Origin of the sequence: Duganella rhizosphaerae (assembly GCF_040364205.1) — a bacterium.
In the GTDB taxonomy this organism is placed as follows: Bacteria; Pseudomonadota; Gammaproteobacteria; order Burkholderiales; family Burkholderiaceae_D; genus Rugamonas; species Rugamonas rhizosphaerae.
Genome location: NZ_BPWK01000006.1, coordinates 216,365 through 230,323, shown reverse-complemented (window position 1 = coordinate 230,323; position 13,959 = coordinate 216,365). Strand labels below are relative to the sequence as shown.

Below are 13,959 nucleotides of genomic sequence, written 5' to 3'. Positions count from 1 at the left end.
GTCTATGTGCCTTGCCATCATCTTTGCGCAAGCTAGACTGGAATTAGTTTGCCGGGAGATGAACATGGCGATATTCGATATTGATGAAGCGAAAATTAAGCTGTCCAGGCTGATTGAAGATGCGTCCCATGGCCAGGAAGTCATCATAGCCGCAGGAGGTAAGCCTATTGTCCGGCTGGTAGCGATTCACGCTCATACAGCATTGCGTAAGCCCGGTTCAATGAAGGGAAAGATCTGGATCGCCGATGACTTTGATGGGCCGCTCCCCGACGACATACAGGCCGCCTTTGAAGGCCAATAGTGCAGCTTCTACTAGACACCCATGTCTTGCTCTGGTGGATGCAGGATAGTCGAAAGTTGTCCAGACATTCACGCGCGCTTATTGCGGCGGCTCAGACCGTGTATGTGAGTAGCGTATCTCTATGGGAAATTGCGATTAAGGTCCAGGCTGGAAAATTAAGTCTGGATTTAAAGGAGCTTGTCGCAAACATCGCGCGAGACGGATTTCTGGAACTAGTTATCTCTTACCCGCACGCAGCGCAGGTGGCGTTGTTACCTCTCATCCATCGCGATCCTTTTGACCGCATGTTGGTAGCCCAAGCAATCTGCGGCCCCATGAAACTGTTGACCGCAGACCGCGTTTTGACTGGGTATTCCGACCTTGTCGAGATGGTCTGACTCTTGTCGTCAGGAGCGGATCAGACGCTGATCAGCTTCAGGTCGAACGCGCGCTCGGCCAGCCACACCACCGCCACCAGCGCGATTACCGCCGAGCCGCCGGTCAGCAGGCGGCGGTAGAACCAGGTGCCGCGCAGCGCGAACGCCAGCGGCAGGAAGGCGGCGACGATGCACAGCTGACCGATCTCCACGCCCAGGTTGAAGCCGAATAAACTGGTCAGCAAGGCGCCCTGCGGCAGGCCCAGGTCGATCAGCACGCTGGCGAAGCCGAAGCCGTGGATCAGCCCAAACCCGAACGCCGCCACCGGCCGCCGGCCCCGGAACAACGGATAGATGTTGTTCAGCGCCGCCAGCACCACCGATGCCGCGATCGCCGATTCCACCCAGCGCGATGGCAGCGATATCAGCGACAGGCTGGCCAGCGTCAAGGTCAGCGAGTGCGCCAGCGTGAAGGCCGTCACCACTTTCAGCACGTCGATGAAGGACTCGCGCAGGCTGGCCGACGGCGTGCCGCGCGCACCGAGCATCACCGCCGGCAGCAGCAGTGACAGCAGGAACAGGATATGGTCGTAGCCGATCCAGATATGCCACACGCCGTCCTTCACGTAGGCGCCGAATTGCCGCCAGCGGTCCGGCGACGCCAGCGACAAGGTCTGGCGCGCGTGTGATGGATCGAAAATCGCGGTGGAGGTCGCGCCGTCGCGCGTCAGGCGCAGCAAGCCTTTGTGCTGCGGATCGAGATCGGCGAACAGCTGGTAGTTGATGATCAGCGCCGTTACCGGACCGGGACAGGCCGCATGAAAACGCAGCACGCTGTAGGCGCCGTCGGTGTGATCGTCGACCAGCTGCTGGTCGGTGTCGATGCGGCAGGCGCCTTGGTCGGTGGCGATGCCCAGCCGTTCCAGTGCATACGCCGCGATCGCCGCATGCCGCGTGCGGATCTCGTCCCATGTCAGCTTGCCGTCACCATCCTGGTCTAGACCGATGGCAAAATCCAGGTCGCGTAGCGCGATGTCCCACTGGCCGGTGATGCGCTCGCCCTGCACTTCCAGCGACAGATAGCTGTCGCTGGGCTTGTGCGCATAGGCCGGCAGCGCCACGCCGCACAGCAGCGCAAAAAATAGCATCAGGCGTTTCATCATGTCCCCGCTTGCAGTTGTCGGATCAGGCGCGCTGCGGCCACGTCCTCGGTGCGGTTCAACGCGACCCAGTCCAGCACCGGCCTGGCGGCGTTGGCGTCGCGCGCCTGCACCGCCGATTCCAGGTAGATGCGGATATCGGCCGCTTCCTTCTGCACCGCCCAGTTCTTGCGCGCCAACGCCAGCGCGGTGGCCGGATCGTGGCGCAGCATCAGTTCGAAGCGCGCCTGCTCGCGCTGGTGCACGGTGTCGCCGCGTTGGGCGGCGGCGTCGAAGCGGGCCGCCAGTTCCTTCACGTCAGCGGCCAGGGCTATGCGCACATTGCCCTGCTGCTGCAACGCCAGTGCGCGACGCAGCAGCAGCGCGTCGATGCGGGTCTGGTCCTTCAGCAGCGTGGCGACTTCGGTTGCGCGTCGCTGCTCCAGCAGAAAATCGGCATAGGCGCCCAGCAGGTAGCTGTCGCGCGGGCTCAGTGCCAGCGCGCGCTTATAGCGCGCCTCGGCGATGCTCGCCGCGCCGCGCCGTTGCGCCATCTCCGCCAGCAGCGTCAACGCCCACACCTGAAGCTCGGCCGGCGCGTTGCTGCTGCGTTCCAGTGTCAGATCCAGCAGCTGTTCGCTTTTCAAGGAGCGCCCCGTCGCCGCGCCAACGTTGGCGATGCAGGTGATGGTGACCAGTTCTATCGACATCGCCGACAGGTGCGCGCAGCTGGCGGTGGCGCCGGCGTAGTCGCCTTGCACGGTCTGCACGGTGGCCTGCGTCAGCCATGCCTGCGCATTGTTCGCATCGGTCGCCAGCACGGCCTTCAGATCGTCCATCGCCGGCTTGAATTGGTGGGTACTTTGCAGCAGCGTGGCGCGCAGCAGGCGCACCGTTGCCGGCGGCGACGACAGCCACCACCATGGCGCCAGCGCCGCTTGCGCGTAGCCGAGGTAGCGTGGATCGGTTTCGCTGCGGGCCAGGCCGATGTAGCGCGTCGCCAATGCCGTGGCCAGCGCCACGTCGTTGGGGCGGGCATTCAGTTCGCTGCGCATGCGGCGCAGTTCCTGTTGCACCGGATCGCCTCGGCGCGGCAGCGTCTCGATCACTTGCCGGCCGCTGGCGGGAATGTAAGGCGTCGCCTGCACCGCCGCCGCAGCGACCAGCAGCAACGCAAATAATGACTTCTTCATGATGACCTCAAAACGGTGACAAGGGCGGGCAAACTTCAAACCCGCCCTTATGCTGCAAGGCTTACTTGTACGCGACCGGTTCCGTATCCTCCGGCGCGGTGGCGACGATGCTGTCCGTCGCCATCGGCTCGGTGGAGGTCTCGCTGCCATCGCCGATGATGGCCAGTACCGCCGTGTAGAACGCATCGAGCATCACCACCGGTGGCGGTGGTGGCGGCGTGACCGGCGTGTGGTCTTCATAATGGGTGCTGCCCCCGCATGCGCTGAGCACCAGCAGCGCAATCAGGCCGAGGGACTTCATGGCTTGCTCCGTGCGGCCGTGATGCCCGAGGTTTGCGGCGAACCGGCGATCGGCGTCTTCAGGTACGGGAAGGCGGCGGTGAAGAAGCTGTCGTCCAGGTAGGCGCCGTCGGTGAAGTGCAGGCCGCCGGCCGGTGCGTCGGCGGGCGCGCAGCCCAGGTTCAGCGTGCACAGTTTGCCCATCACCACGCGCAGCGCGATGTCGACCACGTCGTCGCCGGGACGGCGGCCGTTGGGGAAGCCGGCATTGTCGCCGCCGATCACGCCCAGGCGGTTCTGCGCACCCATCGCGACGGCGGGCGTCGAAGTGTTCAGGCGTAGCATTTCGGAAGCGGTCACGGTGGCCGGCTGGTTCAGGCCCTTGACGCCGGTGAGGAAGGCCGCCACCAGGTCGTTGCGCGGGAAGTTGGTCGGCGCCTTGGCGCCGGCGCTGCCGTACAGGATCTCGATCAGCGCCGGCAGCGTGGGATTGGTGACGTAGGTCGCGAACTGCGCGTCGCCGGAAGGCTTGCTGCTGTTGAAGGTGTCCTTGTCCTTCAGGCCGATGACGACTTCATTCACCAGCGGCATGCCGAGGCGCGATACCTGGGTCCAGGCGCCGCCCTCCTTCGATGGCGCGCTGGAATTCGGCGTCGGGTTCAGCAGGCGCGCCTGGCGCACGCTGGCCGTGGTCCAGCCGCCGATCACGGGGTCGCTGCTGCCGGAGGCGGTCAGGCAGGAGGCGGCCACTTCCAGTTCGATCGAGGTGACGTTCTTGTCGGCCAGGTCGTCCTTGGCGGCTTTCTCGGCGTTGGCGCTGAACTCGGTGGCCGGGGCCTTGATGTTGACCAGGTCGAAGGTCTCGCCGAGGTTGACCACGAACGGGTCCTTGCGCTGGCCGACGAACATGCGCGCCGGCGTGCTGCAACCGGGGATGTTGACGTTGTACATGTGGGAGGCGGCATAGGCCGCGTAGTTCGGGATCGACTTGTTGCCGATGTTGTCGAGCGGCTTGTCGAAGGTGCTGGTGCCGTCGGCCGCGTTGGTCACGGCGGCCTTGCTGCCGGTGCGGCGGTCGCCGCGCACCACGTTGACTGTGTAGGTCTCGCGCACGTTGGCGCCGGCCGCGTTGGGGCCGGCGATGGCGCCGCCGTTGATCACCAGCGGGATCGACACCTGCTTGCCGCCGACGGTGAGCTTGGTGTCCTTGTTAGCATTGTTGAAGCGGAACTGGAAGGTCAGGTCTTCCTTGGCGTCGCCGTTGTTGTCGATGTGGATCTCGTACAGCGCGTTCGGGTCCATGGCGAAGTAGTTCGGACCGCCGTAGGCATCCTGCAGCGGGATGTAGTTGGCGATCAGGGTGACGAAGTTGGCGCGGCCGCTTTCATAGCTGCGGAACATGTAGAAGTCGGTGCCGTCCACTTTAGGACTCTGCGCCACGAACGGCGCTTCGCGATGGCTGGACGCCATGGCCGCTGGTGCGAATGCGCTTGCCAGCGCGCCGACGACGGCCGCGCGCATCGCGTGTTTGACGATAGTTTGCATTTCGTTTTCTCCCCAATAGGTTGATCTGCCAGGTACTGCGTCTTGATATACGGTGCTCGATGCGCGCCGGATTCAAATTAGATTAATTTTGTCGCTTAAAAATTCCTGCTCAACGTCAGCCGCAGCGTGCGTGGTTCGACCGGATGGAAGTGCACGCCGTTGACGCCCTCCGCCGGCTCCCCCGGCAGGCGCGACGCGTAGTAGTAATCGATGTCGCTGGCGCGCCGGTTGAACAGGTTGAAGCCGTCCAGCGTCAGCCTGGTCTTGCGGTCCAGCTGGTAGCCGATGCGGCCGTAGGCCAGCGTGGTGGCGGCCGAGCGCATGCTGTTGTCCTCGACCAGCGGACGCGGACCGAAGTAGCGCAGCTCGAAGCCGCCGGACCAGCGGCCGATGTCCTTGACCGTCACGCCGAACGAGGCCACCTTGTCCAGCGCTTCCGGCACGTAGTTGCCGGACGGGTCGTTGCGGCGATAACGCGCGCGCGAGGCCGACAGGTCGAGATCGAACAGCAGCCACGGCGCGGCGATGTAGTGGTTGCTCCACTCGATGCCGCGGCGGCGGCTGGGGCGGCTCGCCTCGGTGTCGCCGCTGTCGCCGGCGAACACCAGTTCGGAATCGATATCGAGCGTCCACAGCGACATGGAACTTTGCAGGCCGGGCAGCCATTCGCTGCGCACGCCCAGTTCGGCGCCGCGCGTGCCGACCAGCGGCGTGGCCGGATCGGCGGCCTTGAGCACGCCGCGCGCGTCGTTGCTGTGGAAGCCGGCGCCGTAGTTGACGAAGTACTCGGTCTGCTGCCACGGGCCGAAGATCAGCGACAGCTTGGGCGAGGCCTTGTGCGCTTCGGCGCCGGCGCCGTTGACGTTGAAGCGGTAGGCGTCATAGCGTAGTCCGGCGATGCTGCGGAAGGTCGGCGACCAGTAGCTGGTGTTTTCCCAATACAGGCCGGCGCTCGCTTCGTTGACGCGGTCTTCGCTGACGGTGGCGATGCGCCGGCGCGCGACGGTGTGGTGCAGGCCGAGCGGCGCGATGTGGTCGTAGCGCGTCTGCACGCCGAATTTGTTGCGCATGTCCACACCGGCAAGCTGGCGGACCCACGTCTGGCTCGCGTTGAACCCGGCCATCGTGCGGCGCTCGCTTTGCTGGAACTGGTCGCCGTTGACCGGATCGTTGAGCAGGTAGGTGAAGTCGCTGTACAGGTCCAGGCTGGAGCGCACCAGATAGGCCGACGCCTCGGTGATGCTGTCCTCGCGGCGCTGGTGCATAGCCCATGCAAGGCTGGTGCGCGAGGTGTCGCCGCCGTCGCTCGGATTGGCGCTGCCGTAGCGGTCCAGGCGGCCGTCGTCCACCGCGCGCTGCGGCAACTGGTCGGTGGCGTTCCACCGGTTACGGTAGGCCATGGCGGTGATGCTGTAGCCGTCCTGCGCGTCGCCGCGCGTGTAGCGCAGCGTGGCGCTGGCTTTGCGCACCTGTTCCGGCGTCTGCCACGGTCCGTTGTTGCGGCTTAGCTCCAGGCCGTACAGCAGCGTGCCGCCGGCCGCTGCCAGCGAGTCGGCCAGCACGCCGCGCTGGTAGCCGTAGCTGCCCAGCGTGACGCTGGCGGAACCCTGCGCCAGCCGGTCCGCAAGCCGGATGTGGGCGGCGCCGGCCGATGAGAAATCGCCTTCATCGGCGAAGTAGCTGCCCTTCTTGTAGTCGATGCGCTGCACCAGCTCCGGGATCAGGAAATTCAGGTCCGAGTAGCCCTGGCCGTGGGCGTTGCTGCGCATATTGACCGGCATGGCGTCGACATAGGTGGCGAAGTCGGTGCCGTGGTCGAGGTTGAAGCCGCGCAGGAAGTACTGGTTGGCCTTGCCGTCGCCGCTGTGTTGGGTGACGATCATGCCGGGCACGAACTCCAGCAGTTCGCCGGTGCGCAGCGCCGGCCGGCTGGCGATCAGGCTGGACGTGACCGTGCCCTGGCTGGCCGCGTCCGAGGTGCCGACCGCGTTGTCGTAGTGCGCCAGCACGATCACGCGCGCGGCTGTTGCGCCGTCGCCACCCTCTTCGGCGGCGCCGGCGCCGGCCGCGATGGCGGCGGCGACCAGTCCGGCGATCCCGTTCTTGATCACGCTCTTGCTCACAATCCTGCTCCCGCGTGGTGTTTTCGATGACCCATGTACGCAGCGGCGTGGCGGTCGGATTCAAAATAAATATGTGGTCGCGCGTACGCGCGATATGGTATTTTTCTCACGCTTGCTACTTTTCCCACTTCCTCAAGGCCCGCAGTGTCAGACGCGAATACTCTCGATCCCCAGCAGCTGCGCATCTGGCTGCAAGGTGCGGCCAAACGCGACGCTGTCGCATTTCGTTCACTCTACGATGCGACATCGGCGAAACTGTTTGGCTTCGCGCTGCGTATATTGAACAAGCGCGAACTGGCCGAAGAGGTGCTGCAGGAAAGTTTCGTCGCGATCTGGAACAACGCCGGCACCTATCAAAGCCATTTGGCCGCACCCATGACGTGGATGACGACCATCGTCCGCAACAAGGCTTTCGATCTGTTACGCCGCAGCGATGTGACCACCGAAATCGACGGCGAACAGTTTGACAGCGAGGTTATCAATGCACTGCAAGATCCCGCAGCCACCCCCATCGAGGCGCTGCAAATGAGCCGCGACGCCAAGGCGCTGGCCTATTGCATGTCGGCGCTGGAAGGGTTGCACCGGCAGGTGCTGGGCCTGGCCTTTTTCCATGACCTGTCGCACAGCGAGGTGGCGCAGCAGATGGCTCTGCCGATCGGCACCGTCAAGACCTGGATACGCCGCAGCCTCGACAAGCTGAAGACTTGCCTGGCCAAGGGAGAGCGCGCATGAACCTCCGCGACAACGCTGCGCTGCGCGACAAGCTGGCGGCGGAATACGTGCTGGGCACGCTCAAGGGTGGCGCGCGCCGCCGCTTCGAAGGCCATCTGCATAACGATGCCGCGCTGCGCCGCATCGTGGTCGAATGGCAGGACCGGCTGGTGCCACTGGCCGAGTTCTCCACCGCGCAGCAGCCGCGCAAGCAGGTGTGGCTAGGCATCGAGCGCCGCCTGAACCTGCCGCGTGCGTATGCGGCGTGGCAGTTCTGGCGCAACGACTCGCTGACGTTCTGGCGTTCGCTGGGCGTGGTGTCGACCGCCGTGGCGGCCTTGCTGGTGGTGACGATCGGCGTGCGCACGCTGCAGGCGCCGCAGCTCGACTATGTCGCCACGCTGACCGACGACAAGGCGCAGACCGCGCTGGTGCTCACCGGCGACCGCCGCCACCAGTCGATGACGGTGCGCGTGGTCGGCGCGGCGGCGGTGCCGGCCGATAAATCGCTGGAACTGTGGGCGGTGCCGAAATCGGGCCATCCGCGTTCGCTGGGCTTGCTGAGTGAGCGTGGCGAGCTCAAGCTGGCGATGACCAGCAAGGCGGTCGGTGACGACGTGGCGCTGCTGGCGGTCACGCTGGAGCCGAAGGGCGGTTCGCCGGATCCGAACGGGCCGACCGGACCGATCCTGTACAAAGGCAACTGGGTCCGGGTGATGTAGGGGGAAAGTTGCTATCATCGCGGATGTCGGGCTCCGGCCCCATTCGCGAAAGGCAGTCATGGACGCCAGCAAGTTCAACCCGGAATACTTCAACCAGTTCGGCAAGGGCACGCTGCCCGATCACCTGGGCATAGTCATCACCGGCGTGCGCGAAGGCGAGATCGTCGCCGAGTTCGCCGTCACGCCGCAGCACCTGGCGCCGAACGGCTTCCTGCATGCGGGCAGCGTGGTGACCTTGGCCGACACCGCCTGCGGCTACGCCTGTTTCTCGCACCTGCCGGAAGGCGCGCACAGTTTCACCACCATCGAATTGAAGTCGAATCACTTGGGCACGGCGCGCGACGGCGTGGTCGAGGCGACCGCGAAGATGGTGCACCTGGGCCGCACCACGCAGGTGTGGGACGCCATCGTCAGCAACAAGGCTACCGGTAAGACGATAGCGTTGTTCCGCTGCACACAGATGGTTTTGTACCCGAAATAACTGTTAAATTTGTGTCTGGCATCGATCCTGCACACGAGAAACCAAGATGATGAAATTTCGCTGGACGGCCGCGCTCGGCCTCTTGGGGGCCGCATCGCTGGCTGCGTCGCTGGCCTCCGCGCAAACGCCGTACACCGATGACGCCACCTACGTCGGCCTCGGCGGCAAGGACGGCATTAGGAAGATCGTCGACACCTTCATCCCGCTGGTGCTGGCCGATCCGCGCATCAAGGAAAACTTTGCCGACTTCGACATGGCGCAGCTGAATGTGCGCCTGCAGGAACAGTTCTGCGAATTTGCCGGCGGTCCGTGCAAGTACACCGGCAAATACCGCGACAAGACGATGGACGGCGTCGGCACCGTGCGCGACATGGCCACCGTGCATCAGGATTTGAAGATCACCAATGCGATGTTCAACGCGCTGACCGAGGATTTGCAGATCGCGATGGAGCGGAACCAGGTGCCCAGCAGCGTATCGAACAAGCTGATCGCGAAACTGGCGCCGATGCAGCGCGCCATCGTGACCACCACCGCGCAGACCAGGCCGGAGATGGGCAAGTTCCTCGCCACCGGCGGCGTCAGCCAGGTGGAGGGCGCAGGCGGCGGCGGCATCACGCCATGGGCGCTGATCAGCGGCTACGGCACGCGCGACAGCTGGGGCGCCAATGCGCACGCCACCTACATCGACACCCAGGATTATAAGCTCAACAGTTACGGTGTGGCGGTGGGCGTCGCCGACCGGCTGGAGCTGTCGCTGGCGACGCAGGAATTCAAGGGCAGCCTGGCGCCGCTGAACCAGCTCAACATCAAGCAGGACATTTTGGGCGTGAAGCTGAAGGTGGCGGGCGACGCCGTCTACGAGCAGGACAGCTGGATGCCGCAGGTGGCGGTCGGCATCCTGTACAAGCGCAACAAGGGTGTGGGCGGGCTGGGCGCGCTGGGCGTGAGCAATGTGAAGCAGCTGGGCGCCAGGGATGATCACGGCTACGATTACTACGTGGCGGCCACCAAGATCCTGTTCGAGCAGAGCATGCTACTGAACGGCACGCTGCGGGCGACCCGCGCCAATCAGATGGGTTTGCTGGGTTTTGGCGGCGACAAGGGCGACAGCATGCGGCTGATGCCGGAGCTGTCGGTGGCCTACCTGGTCAACCGCAAGCTGGCGCTGGGCGCCGAGTACCGCCGCAAGCCGCACAATCTGGGCGTGGACAACGAGAAGGCCTACTACGACGCCTTCGTGGCCTGGTTCCCGAGCAAGCATTTTTCGCTGACGGCGGCGTATGCCGAGCTGGGCGACATCACCATCTTCAATCCGAAGAAGCAGCACGGCCTGTACCTGTCGGCGCAGGCGGGCTTCTAAGCGGGGGTCAAGTCTGACATTCGGACACGAGCTCTGCCGTAGCACCCGTTACGGCAGAGCTCGTGTCCGAATGTCAGACTTGACCCCCGATTTTTATCCGTGCAGTGATTCTTCCAGCAGCTTGTGCAGGGCGGCGAAGTCCGGTTCGCCCAGGTAGCGCTTGAGGATCTTGCCATCCTTGCCGATGACGAAGGTGGTCGGCGTCATCGCCACGTTGCCGTAGGCTTTGGCGGCCGAGCCGTCGGCGTCGAGCGCCACCTTGAATGGCAGCTGGCGGGTTTCGGCGTAGTTCAGCACGTAGTTCGCCGGGTCGTAGCTCATCGCCACGGCGACGAACTCCAGGCCCTGGCCCTTGAACTTGTTGTAGGTGTCGACCATCTTCGGCATCTCGGCCACGCAGGTGGTGCACGAGGTGGCCCAGAAATTGACCATCACCACCTTGCCGCGCAGGCTCTCCGGCGAGATCTTCTCGCCCTTGATGCTGAGGAAGGTGACTTCCGGCGCGCTCTGGCGCTTGTTCAGCGACAGGTAGCCGCCAAAACCGATGGCGCCGATCAGCACGGCGGCCAGTACTGGCTTGATCCAGCCGGGCGATTGCGTCTTTTGCATGATGAATCCAGGCGACTAAGGAGAGGAGGCCATTATAGACCTCCTCCGGATCAGGAGTTGGACGCCGACTTGTTCGGCTGCAAGCTCTTCCACTCGTCCTCGGTGATGTATTCGAATACCTTGACCACCTTGTTCACGCCGCTCACGCCGCGCGCCACGTCGGCGCCGATCTGGCCTTCGCGCTGGGTCACGCGACCCATCAGGAATACCACGCCGCGCTCGGTCACCACCTGGTAGGAGTTGGCCGAGATATCCTTCATGTCGACCAGGCTGGCCTTGACCTTGGTGGTGATCAGCGCATCGTTGGAGCGCGAGGTGTAGCTCGACGGGCCGGCGATCTCCAGCTCGTTGATCACCGCCACCACGCCTTCGATGCCGCGCAGCTCGCGCTCGGCGGCGGCCTTCATGGCCTCGTCGCGCACTTCGCCGGTCAGCAGCGCCCGGCGGTTGAAACTGTTGATGTTGGTATGACCCGCATCGCCGACGACGTTGTTGAGCTTGATGCTGCCCTTGACTTCGATCGCCCGGTCTTCCGTCTGCGCACCCAGGGTGCGGCGGTCGGTTGCGGCCAGCGTCCCGGAAATGGCGCCGCCCGCGACCAGCGCGACGCAGCCCGACAACGAAGCCAGCATAGCGCCGCACAGCACGCTCATGGCCAGCGGCCGTTGTACTTTTTTCCAGATAACGCCGGGATTAGTCATTCACATCTCCTCCGAATAGCGCGACGTCGATGCCGTCGCAAATGCAGTGTATGGTCACCAGATGGACTTCCTGGATACGGGCAGTACGGTCGGCCGGCACGCAGATGTGCACGTCGGCGTCGGTCAACATTTTGCCGATGGCGCCGCCGCCCTTGCCGGTCATGGCCACCACGCGCATTTCGCGCTCCAGCGCCGCTTCGATCGCCGCCATCACGTTGGCCGAGTTGCCCGAGGTGGAGAACGCCAGCAGGATGTCGCCGGCCTGGCCGAACGCCTGCACCTGCTTGGAGAAGATCTCGCGGTAGCTGTAGTCGTTGGCCACCGCCGTCAGGATCGAGGTGTCGGTGGTCAGCGCCATGGCCGGCAGCGGGAAGCGTTCGCGCTCGAAGCGCCCCACCAGCTCGGCCGCGAAGTGCTGGGCGTCGGCGGCCGAACCGCCGTTGCCGCACACCAGAATCTTATTGCCGTTGGACAACGCCGAGAACATCAGCTCGATCGCTTGCGCGATGTGCGGAGCGAGAACGGTGGCGGACTGGATTTTGATTTCGGCACTTTCGTGGAAGTGCGAGAGTATGCGTTGATTATTCATAGTGTGCTGATTATAGTGCAGCCGCACAGCGGTCCGGACAAGCGCTGTTAAAAATGCTTACATTTCCAGCGCGTTTTGTATCCATGACAACTTTTCGCCGTCGATGGCGACCAGGTCGAAGCGGCACGGCGGCACGCTGCGGTAGCGCAGCAGGTAGAACTGGGCGGCGTGGATCAGCCGCCGTTGCTTGGCCGGGGTGACGCTGGCGGCCGCCCCGCCGAACCGGCTCACGGCCCGGCGCCGCACTTCGACAAACACCAGGTGGGCGCCGTGCTGCATGACCAGGTCGATCTCGCCGGCCTTGCACAGGAAGTTGCGCTCGACCAACACCAGTCCGGCTGCGCTCAGGTGGGCCAGCGCCCGGTCTTCGCCGAGCCGGCCCAGGCGTTGCTGCGTGGTCTGCGGCATGGCGGCACCGGCATCACGGCGTGACCGGCAGCGGCACGCCGTTTTTATACACGGCAGGCTGCTCGACGCGCTCGAAACTGGCCGCGCCCTGGCCGAAATCGACTGTCAGCCGGCCGGTCACGCCGTCCAGGTGGAAGCGGCCGGAGCGGTGGCGGACGATCTCGCGCGCCACCCGGTAGGCGTCGATGCCCAGCGCGTACAGGCGTTCGATGTCGGCGCTGTTCGATTGCAGCGGATGCGGGTAGACCATCACCGCCGGATGGTCGCGCTGGATTTGCCACGGCAGGTCCAGCAGGCGCACGCCGTCCAGTTCCTGGGTCGGGCTGTTGCTGCCGCTGCCGGGGTTCAGCGCCGAGGTGCCGTAGATCGGCAATGCCCGCAATTGCGGCGCCGGCGCCGGGACGGGTGGCGGCGGCAGCGCATCGGCGGTGCTGAAGGTCGGATTGGTCGGCTCGCTGTTGAAGGCGTCGCCGAGGGCGCCGCGCAGCTGGCGGGTCTGGTCGGCGCTCATGGCGGAAAACAGCAGGCCGGGCGGATCGTCGCGCAGGCGCGCGCGCAGCTGCACCAGTTCCGGGTCGCTGAGGTAGCCGTCGGGCGCGCTCAGCTCCACCATCTTGACCGGCAGGCCGTGGCGCTGCCACTGGGCGGCGAAGGCGGCCGCGACGCGGCGCTGCCAGGGCGTGCTGGTGCTTAAAATCATGGCAGTGCTGCCGGGCAGGTCGGCGGCGGCCCACTGGGCGGCCTGGCGCGCTTCCTCTTCGATCGACAGGCCCATGGCCAGCATCAGCGGCGGCAGCGGCGCGGCGCCGGCCAGGCCGTAGCCCTCCGGATAGTTCAGCGCGATGGTCGGTTTTTGCAGCAGGGGGCTGGCGGCGATGGCTGCCACGGCGGAGCGCGCCAGCGGGCCGATGATGATGTCGTCCTGCTGCTGGGCGCGGGCGTAGCTGGCCAGCACGTCCTGCGGCACGTCGCCGGTTTCCACCACGGTGACGGTGATGTTGTCGCGGTCGCGTTCCCAGGCCGCCAGAAAGCCGGCCCGCACCGACGACGCGGCCAGGCCCAGCGTTTCGGACCGCAGCGGCAGCAGCAAGGTCATGCGGATAGGCGCGTTGGACGGTTGCGCCGTCTCGTCGGCGGCGCGCACCGGGCCGGGAACGGCGTCCGGGGTGACTGTCAGGCCGGCGCCGGTCGGGGCGGTGCGGGCTGGCGGGGCCATGCCGGGCAGCGTGACGGCAAAGGTTTCGGCGGGCGGCGGCGTCGGTTCCGGCGGCGGCTTGGGCAACGGCGCCGGGGGAGCTGGCGGCGCCAGCGGCGCCGCCGCACTTGTATTTGATGAGCCGGGCGCGCACAATCCTCCGGGCGCATTGCAGAACGGCGTGCTGCACGCACTGACCAGGGCCGCAATCGCACACAGCAGCGACAACCTCACACTATTCATCCTA

General features: G+C 65.2%; 16 protein-coding genes and 1 pseudogene. 7 read left to right on the top strand and 10 right to left on the bottom strand.

From position 1 onward, the window contains the following. The first annotated feature begins 64 nt into the window (after positions 1-64). Positions 65-301: a type II toxin-antitoxin system Phd/YefM family antitoxin gene (locus RUGAMON1_RS15205; RefSeq protein WP_445231291.1), complete on the top strand. Its 237-nt coding sequence runs from the start codon at positions 65-67 to the stop codon at positions 299-301. After that, positions 301-678 carry a type II toxin-antitoxin system VapC family toxin gene (locus RUGAMON1_RS15200; protein ID WP_445231290.1) on the top strand — a complete coding sequence of 126 codons (378 nt, stop codon included), beginning with the start codon at positions 301-303 and terminating at the stop codon, positions 676-678. The genes RUGAMON1_RS15205 and RUGAMON1_RS15200 overlap by 1 nt, the downstream gene beginning before the upstream one ends. Positions 679-698: 20 nt before the next feature. Here RUGAMON1_RS15200 and RUGAMON1_RS15195 read toward each other — a convergent pair whose 3' ends face one another. The 5 genes from RUGAMON1_RS15195 to RUGAMON1_RS15175 all read right to left on the bottom strand — a co-directional run bounded on the left by RUGAMON1_RS15195 (position 699) and on the right by RUGAMON1_RS15175 (position 6,936). Then, the gene (locus tag RUGAMON1_RS15195) at positions 699-1,820 is read right to left on the bottom strand and encodes a HupE/UreJ family protein (protein WP_445231289.1); all 1,122 of its coding nucleotides are present in this window, start codon (positions 1,818-1,820) and stop codon (positions 699-701) included. Then, entirely contained in the window at positions 1,817-2,989 is a 1,173-nt protein-coding gene (locus RUGAMON1_RS15190; protein WP_445231288.1) for a tetratricopeptide repeat protein, read from the bottom strand. Before RUGAMON1_RS15190 ends, RUGAMON1_RS15195 begins: the two co-directional genes overlap by 4 nt. Positions 2,990-3,050: 61 nt before the next feature. Then, positions 3,051-3,290: a hypothetical protein gene (locus RUGAMON1_RS15185; protein WP_445231287.1), complete on the bottom strand. Its 240-nt coding sequence runs from the start codon at positions 3,288-3,290 to the stop codon at positions 3,051-3,053. Next, entirely contained in the window at positions 3,287-4,813 is a 1,527-nt protein-coding gene (locus tag RUGAMON1_RS15180; protein WP_445231286.1) for a DUF4331 domain-containing protein, read from the bottom strand. The genes RUGAMON1_RS15185 and RUGAMON1_RS15180 overlap by 4 nt, the downstream gene beginning before the upstream one ends. 95 nt (positions 4,814-4,908) lie before the next feature. Continuing rightward, complete coding sequence (locus RUGAMON1_RS15175; protein WP_445231285.1) at positions 4,909-6,936, bottom strand: TonB-dependent receptor; 2,028 nt, start codon at positions 6,934-6,936, stop codon at positions 4,909-4,911. A 144-nt stretch (positions 6,937-7,080) separates the two neighbouring features. Here RUGAMON1_RS15175 and RUGAMON1_RS15170 point away from each other — a divergent pair, with 144 nt between their 5' ends. The 5 genes and pseudogenes from RUGAMON1_RS15170 to RUGAMON1_RS15150 all read left to right on the top strand — a co-directional run bounded on the left by RUGAMON1_RS15170 (position 7,081) and on the right by RUGAMON1_RS15150 (position 10,210). Beyond that, positions 7,081-7,668, top strand: coding sequence for a sigma-70 family RNA polymerase sigma factor (locus RUGAMON1_RS15170; RefSeq protein WP_445231284.1), 588 nt, complete (start codon positions 7,081-7,083; stop codon positions 7,666-7,668). Further along, positions 7,665-8,369 carry an anti-sigma factor gene (locus RUGAMON1_RS15165; protein ID WP_445231283.1) on the top strand — a complete coding sequence of 235 codons (705 nt, stop codon included), beginning with the start codon at positions 7,665-7,667 and terminating at the stop codon, positions 8,367-8,369. The genes RUGAMON1_RS15170 and RUGAMON1_RS15165 overlap by 4 nt, the downstream gene beginning before the upstream one ends. Before the next feature lie 58 nt (positions 8,370-8,427). Next, positions 8,428-8,850, top strand: coding sequence for a PaaI family thioesterase (locus RUGAMON1_RS15160; protein ID WP_445231282.1), 423 nt, complete (start codon positions 8,428-8,430; stop codon positions 8,848-8,850). Positions 8,851-8,896: 46 nt separating this feature from the next. Further along, positions 8,897-9,358 (top strand): annotated as a pseudogene (locus RUGAMON1_RS15155) (group I truncated hemoglobin); the annotation flags it as partial. After that, positions 9,356-10,210, top strand: a complete 855-nt coding sequence (locus RUGAMON1_RS15150; RefSeq protein WP_445231438.1) for a DUF3034 family protein — start codon at positions 9,356-9,358, stop codon at positions 10,208-10,210. The pseudogene RUGAMON1_RS15155 and the gene RUGAMON1_RS15150, both read left to right, overlap by 3 nt. Before the next feature lie 93 nt (positions 10,211-10,303). Here RUGAMON1_RS15150 and RUGAMON1_RS15145 read toward each other — a convergent pair whose 3' ends face one another. Genes RUGAMON1_RS15145 through RUGAMON1_RS15125 form a run of 5 tightly spaced genes read right to left on the bottom strand, consistent with a single transcriptional unit; the run spans position 10,304 to position 13,955 of the window. Further along, complete coding sequence (locus tag RUGAMON1_RS15145) at positions 10,304-10,819, bottom strand: peroxiredoxin family protein (RefSeq protein WP_445231281.1); 516 nt, start codon at positions 10,817-10,819, stop codon at positions 10,304-10,306. A gap of 50 nt (positions 10,820-10,869) precedes the next feature. Further along, a complete protein-coding gene (locus tag RUGAMON1_RS15140) occupies positions 10,870-11,520 on the bottom strand; it encodes a BON domain-containing protein (protein WP_445231280.1) in 651 nt (216 codons plus the stop codon). Then, complete coding sequence (locus RUGAMON1_RS15135) at positions 11,513-12,109, bottom strand: phosphoheptose isomerase (protein ID WP_116991343.1); 597 nt, start codon at positions 12,107-12,109, stop codon at positions 11,513-11,515. The genes RUGAMON1_RS15140 and RUGAMON1_RS15135 overlap by 8 nt, the downstream gene beginning before the upstream one ends. 57 nt (positions 12,110-12,166) lie before the next feature. Beyond that, positions 12,167-12,517, bottom strand: coding sequence for a YraN family protein (locus RUGAMON1_RS15130; RefSeq protein ID WP_445231279.1), 351 nt, complete (start codon positions 12,515-12,517; stop codon positions 12,167-12,169). Between the two features lie 13 nt (positions 12,518-12,530). Continuing rightward, positions 12,531-13,955, bottom strand: a complete 1,425-nt coding sequence (locus RUGAMON1_RS15125) for a penicillin-binding protein activator (protein WP_445231278.1) — start codon at positions 13,953-13,955, stop codon at positions 12,531-12,533. Positions 13,956-13,959: the final 4 nt, after the last annotated feature.

Coding starts and splice junctions, on each gene's coding strand:
- RUGAMON1_RS15195 (WP_445231289.1), bottom strand. CDS start 1,820: ATGATGAAACGCCTGATGCTATTTTTTGCGCTGCTGTGCGGCGTGGCG.
- RUGAMON1_RS15125 (WP_445231278.1), bottom strand. CDS start 13,955: ATGAATAGTGTGAGGTTGTCGCTGCTGTGTGCGATTGCGGCCCTGGTC.
- RUGAMON1_RS15180 (WP_445231286.1), bottom strand. CDS start 4,813: ATGCAAACTATCGTCAAACACGCGATGCGCGCGGCCGTCGTCGGCGCG.
- RUGAMON1_RS15145 (WP_445231281.1), bottom strand. CDS start 10,819: ATGCAAAAGACGCAATCGCCCGGCTGGATCAAGCCAGTACTGGCCGCC.
- RUGAMON1_RS15185 (WP_445231287.1), bottom strand. CDS start 3,290: ATGAAGTCCCTCGGCCTGATTGCGCTGCTGGTGCTCAGCGCATGCGGG.
- RUGAMON1_RS15165 (WP_445231283.1), top strand. CDS start 7,665: ATGAACCTCCGCGACAACGCTGCGCTGCGCGACAAGCTGGCGGCGGAA.
- RUGAMON1_RS15140 (WP_445231280.1), bottom strand. CDS start 11,520: ATGACTAATCCCGGCGTTATCTGGAAAAAAGTACAACGGCCGCTGGCC.
- RUGAMON1_RS15205 (WP_445231291.1), top strand. CDS start 65: ATGGCGATATTCGATATTGATGAAGCGAAAATTAAGCTGTCCAGGCTG.
- RUGAMON1_RS15135 (WP_116991343.1), bottom strand. CDS start 12,109: ATGAATAATCAACGCATACTCTCGCACTTCCACGAAAGTGCCGAAATC.
- RUGAMON1_RS15190 (WP_445231288.1), bottom strand. CDS start 2,989: ATGAAGAAGTCATTATTTGCGTTGCTGCTGGTCGCTGCGGCGGCGGTG.
- RUGAMON1_RS15150 (WP_445231438.1), top strand. CDS start 9,356: ATGCAGCGCGCCATCGTGACCACCACCGCGCAGACCAGGCCGGAGATG.
- RUGAMON1_RS15130 (WP_445231279.1), bottom strand. CDS start 12,517: ATGCCGCAGACCACGCAGCAACGCCTGGGCCGGCTCGGCGAAGACCGG.
- RUGAMON1_RS15160 (WP_445231282.1), top strand. CDS start 8,428: ATGGACGCCAGCAAGTTCAACCCGGAATACTTCAACCAGTTCGGCAAG.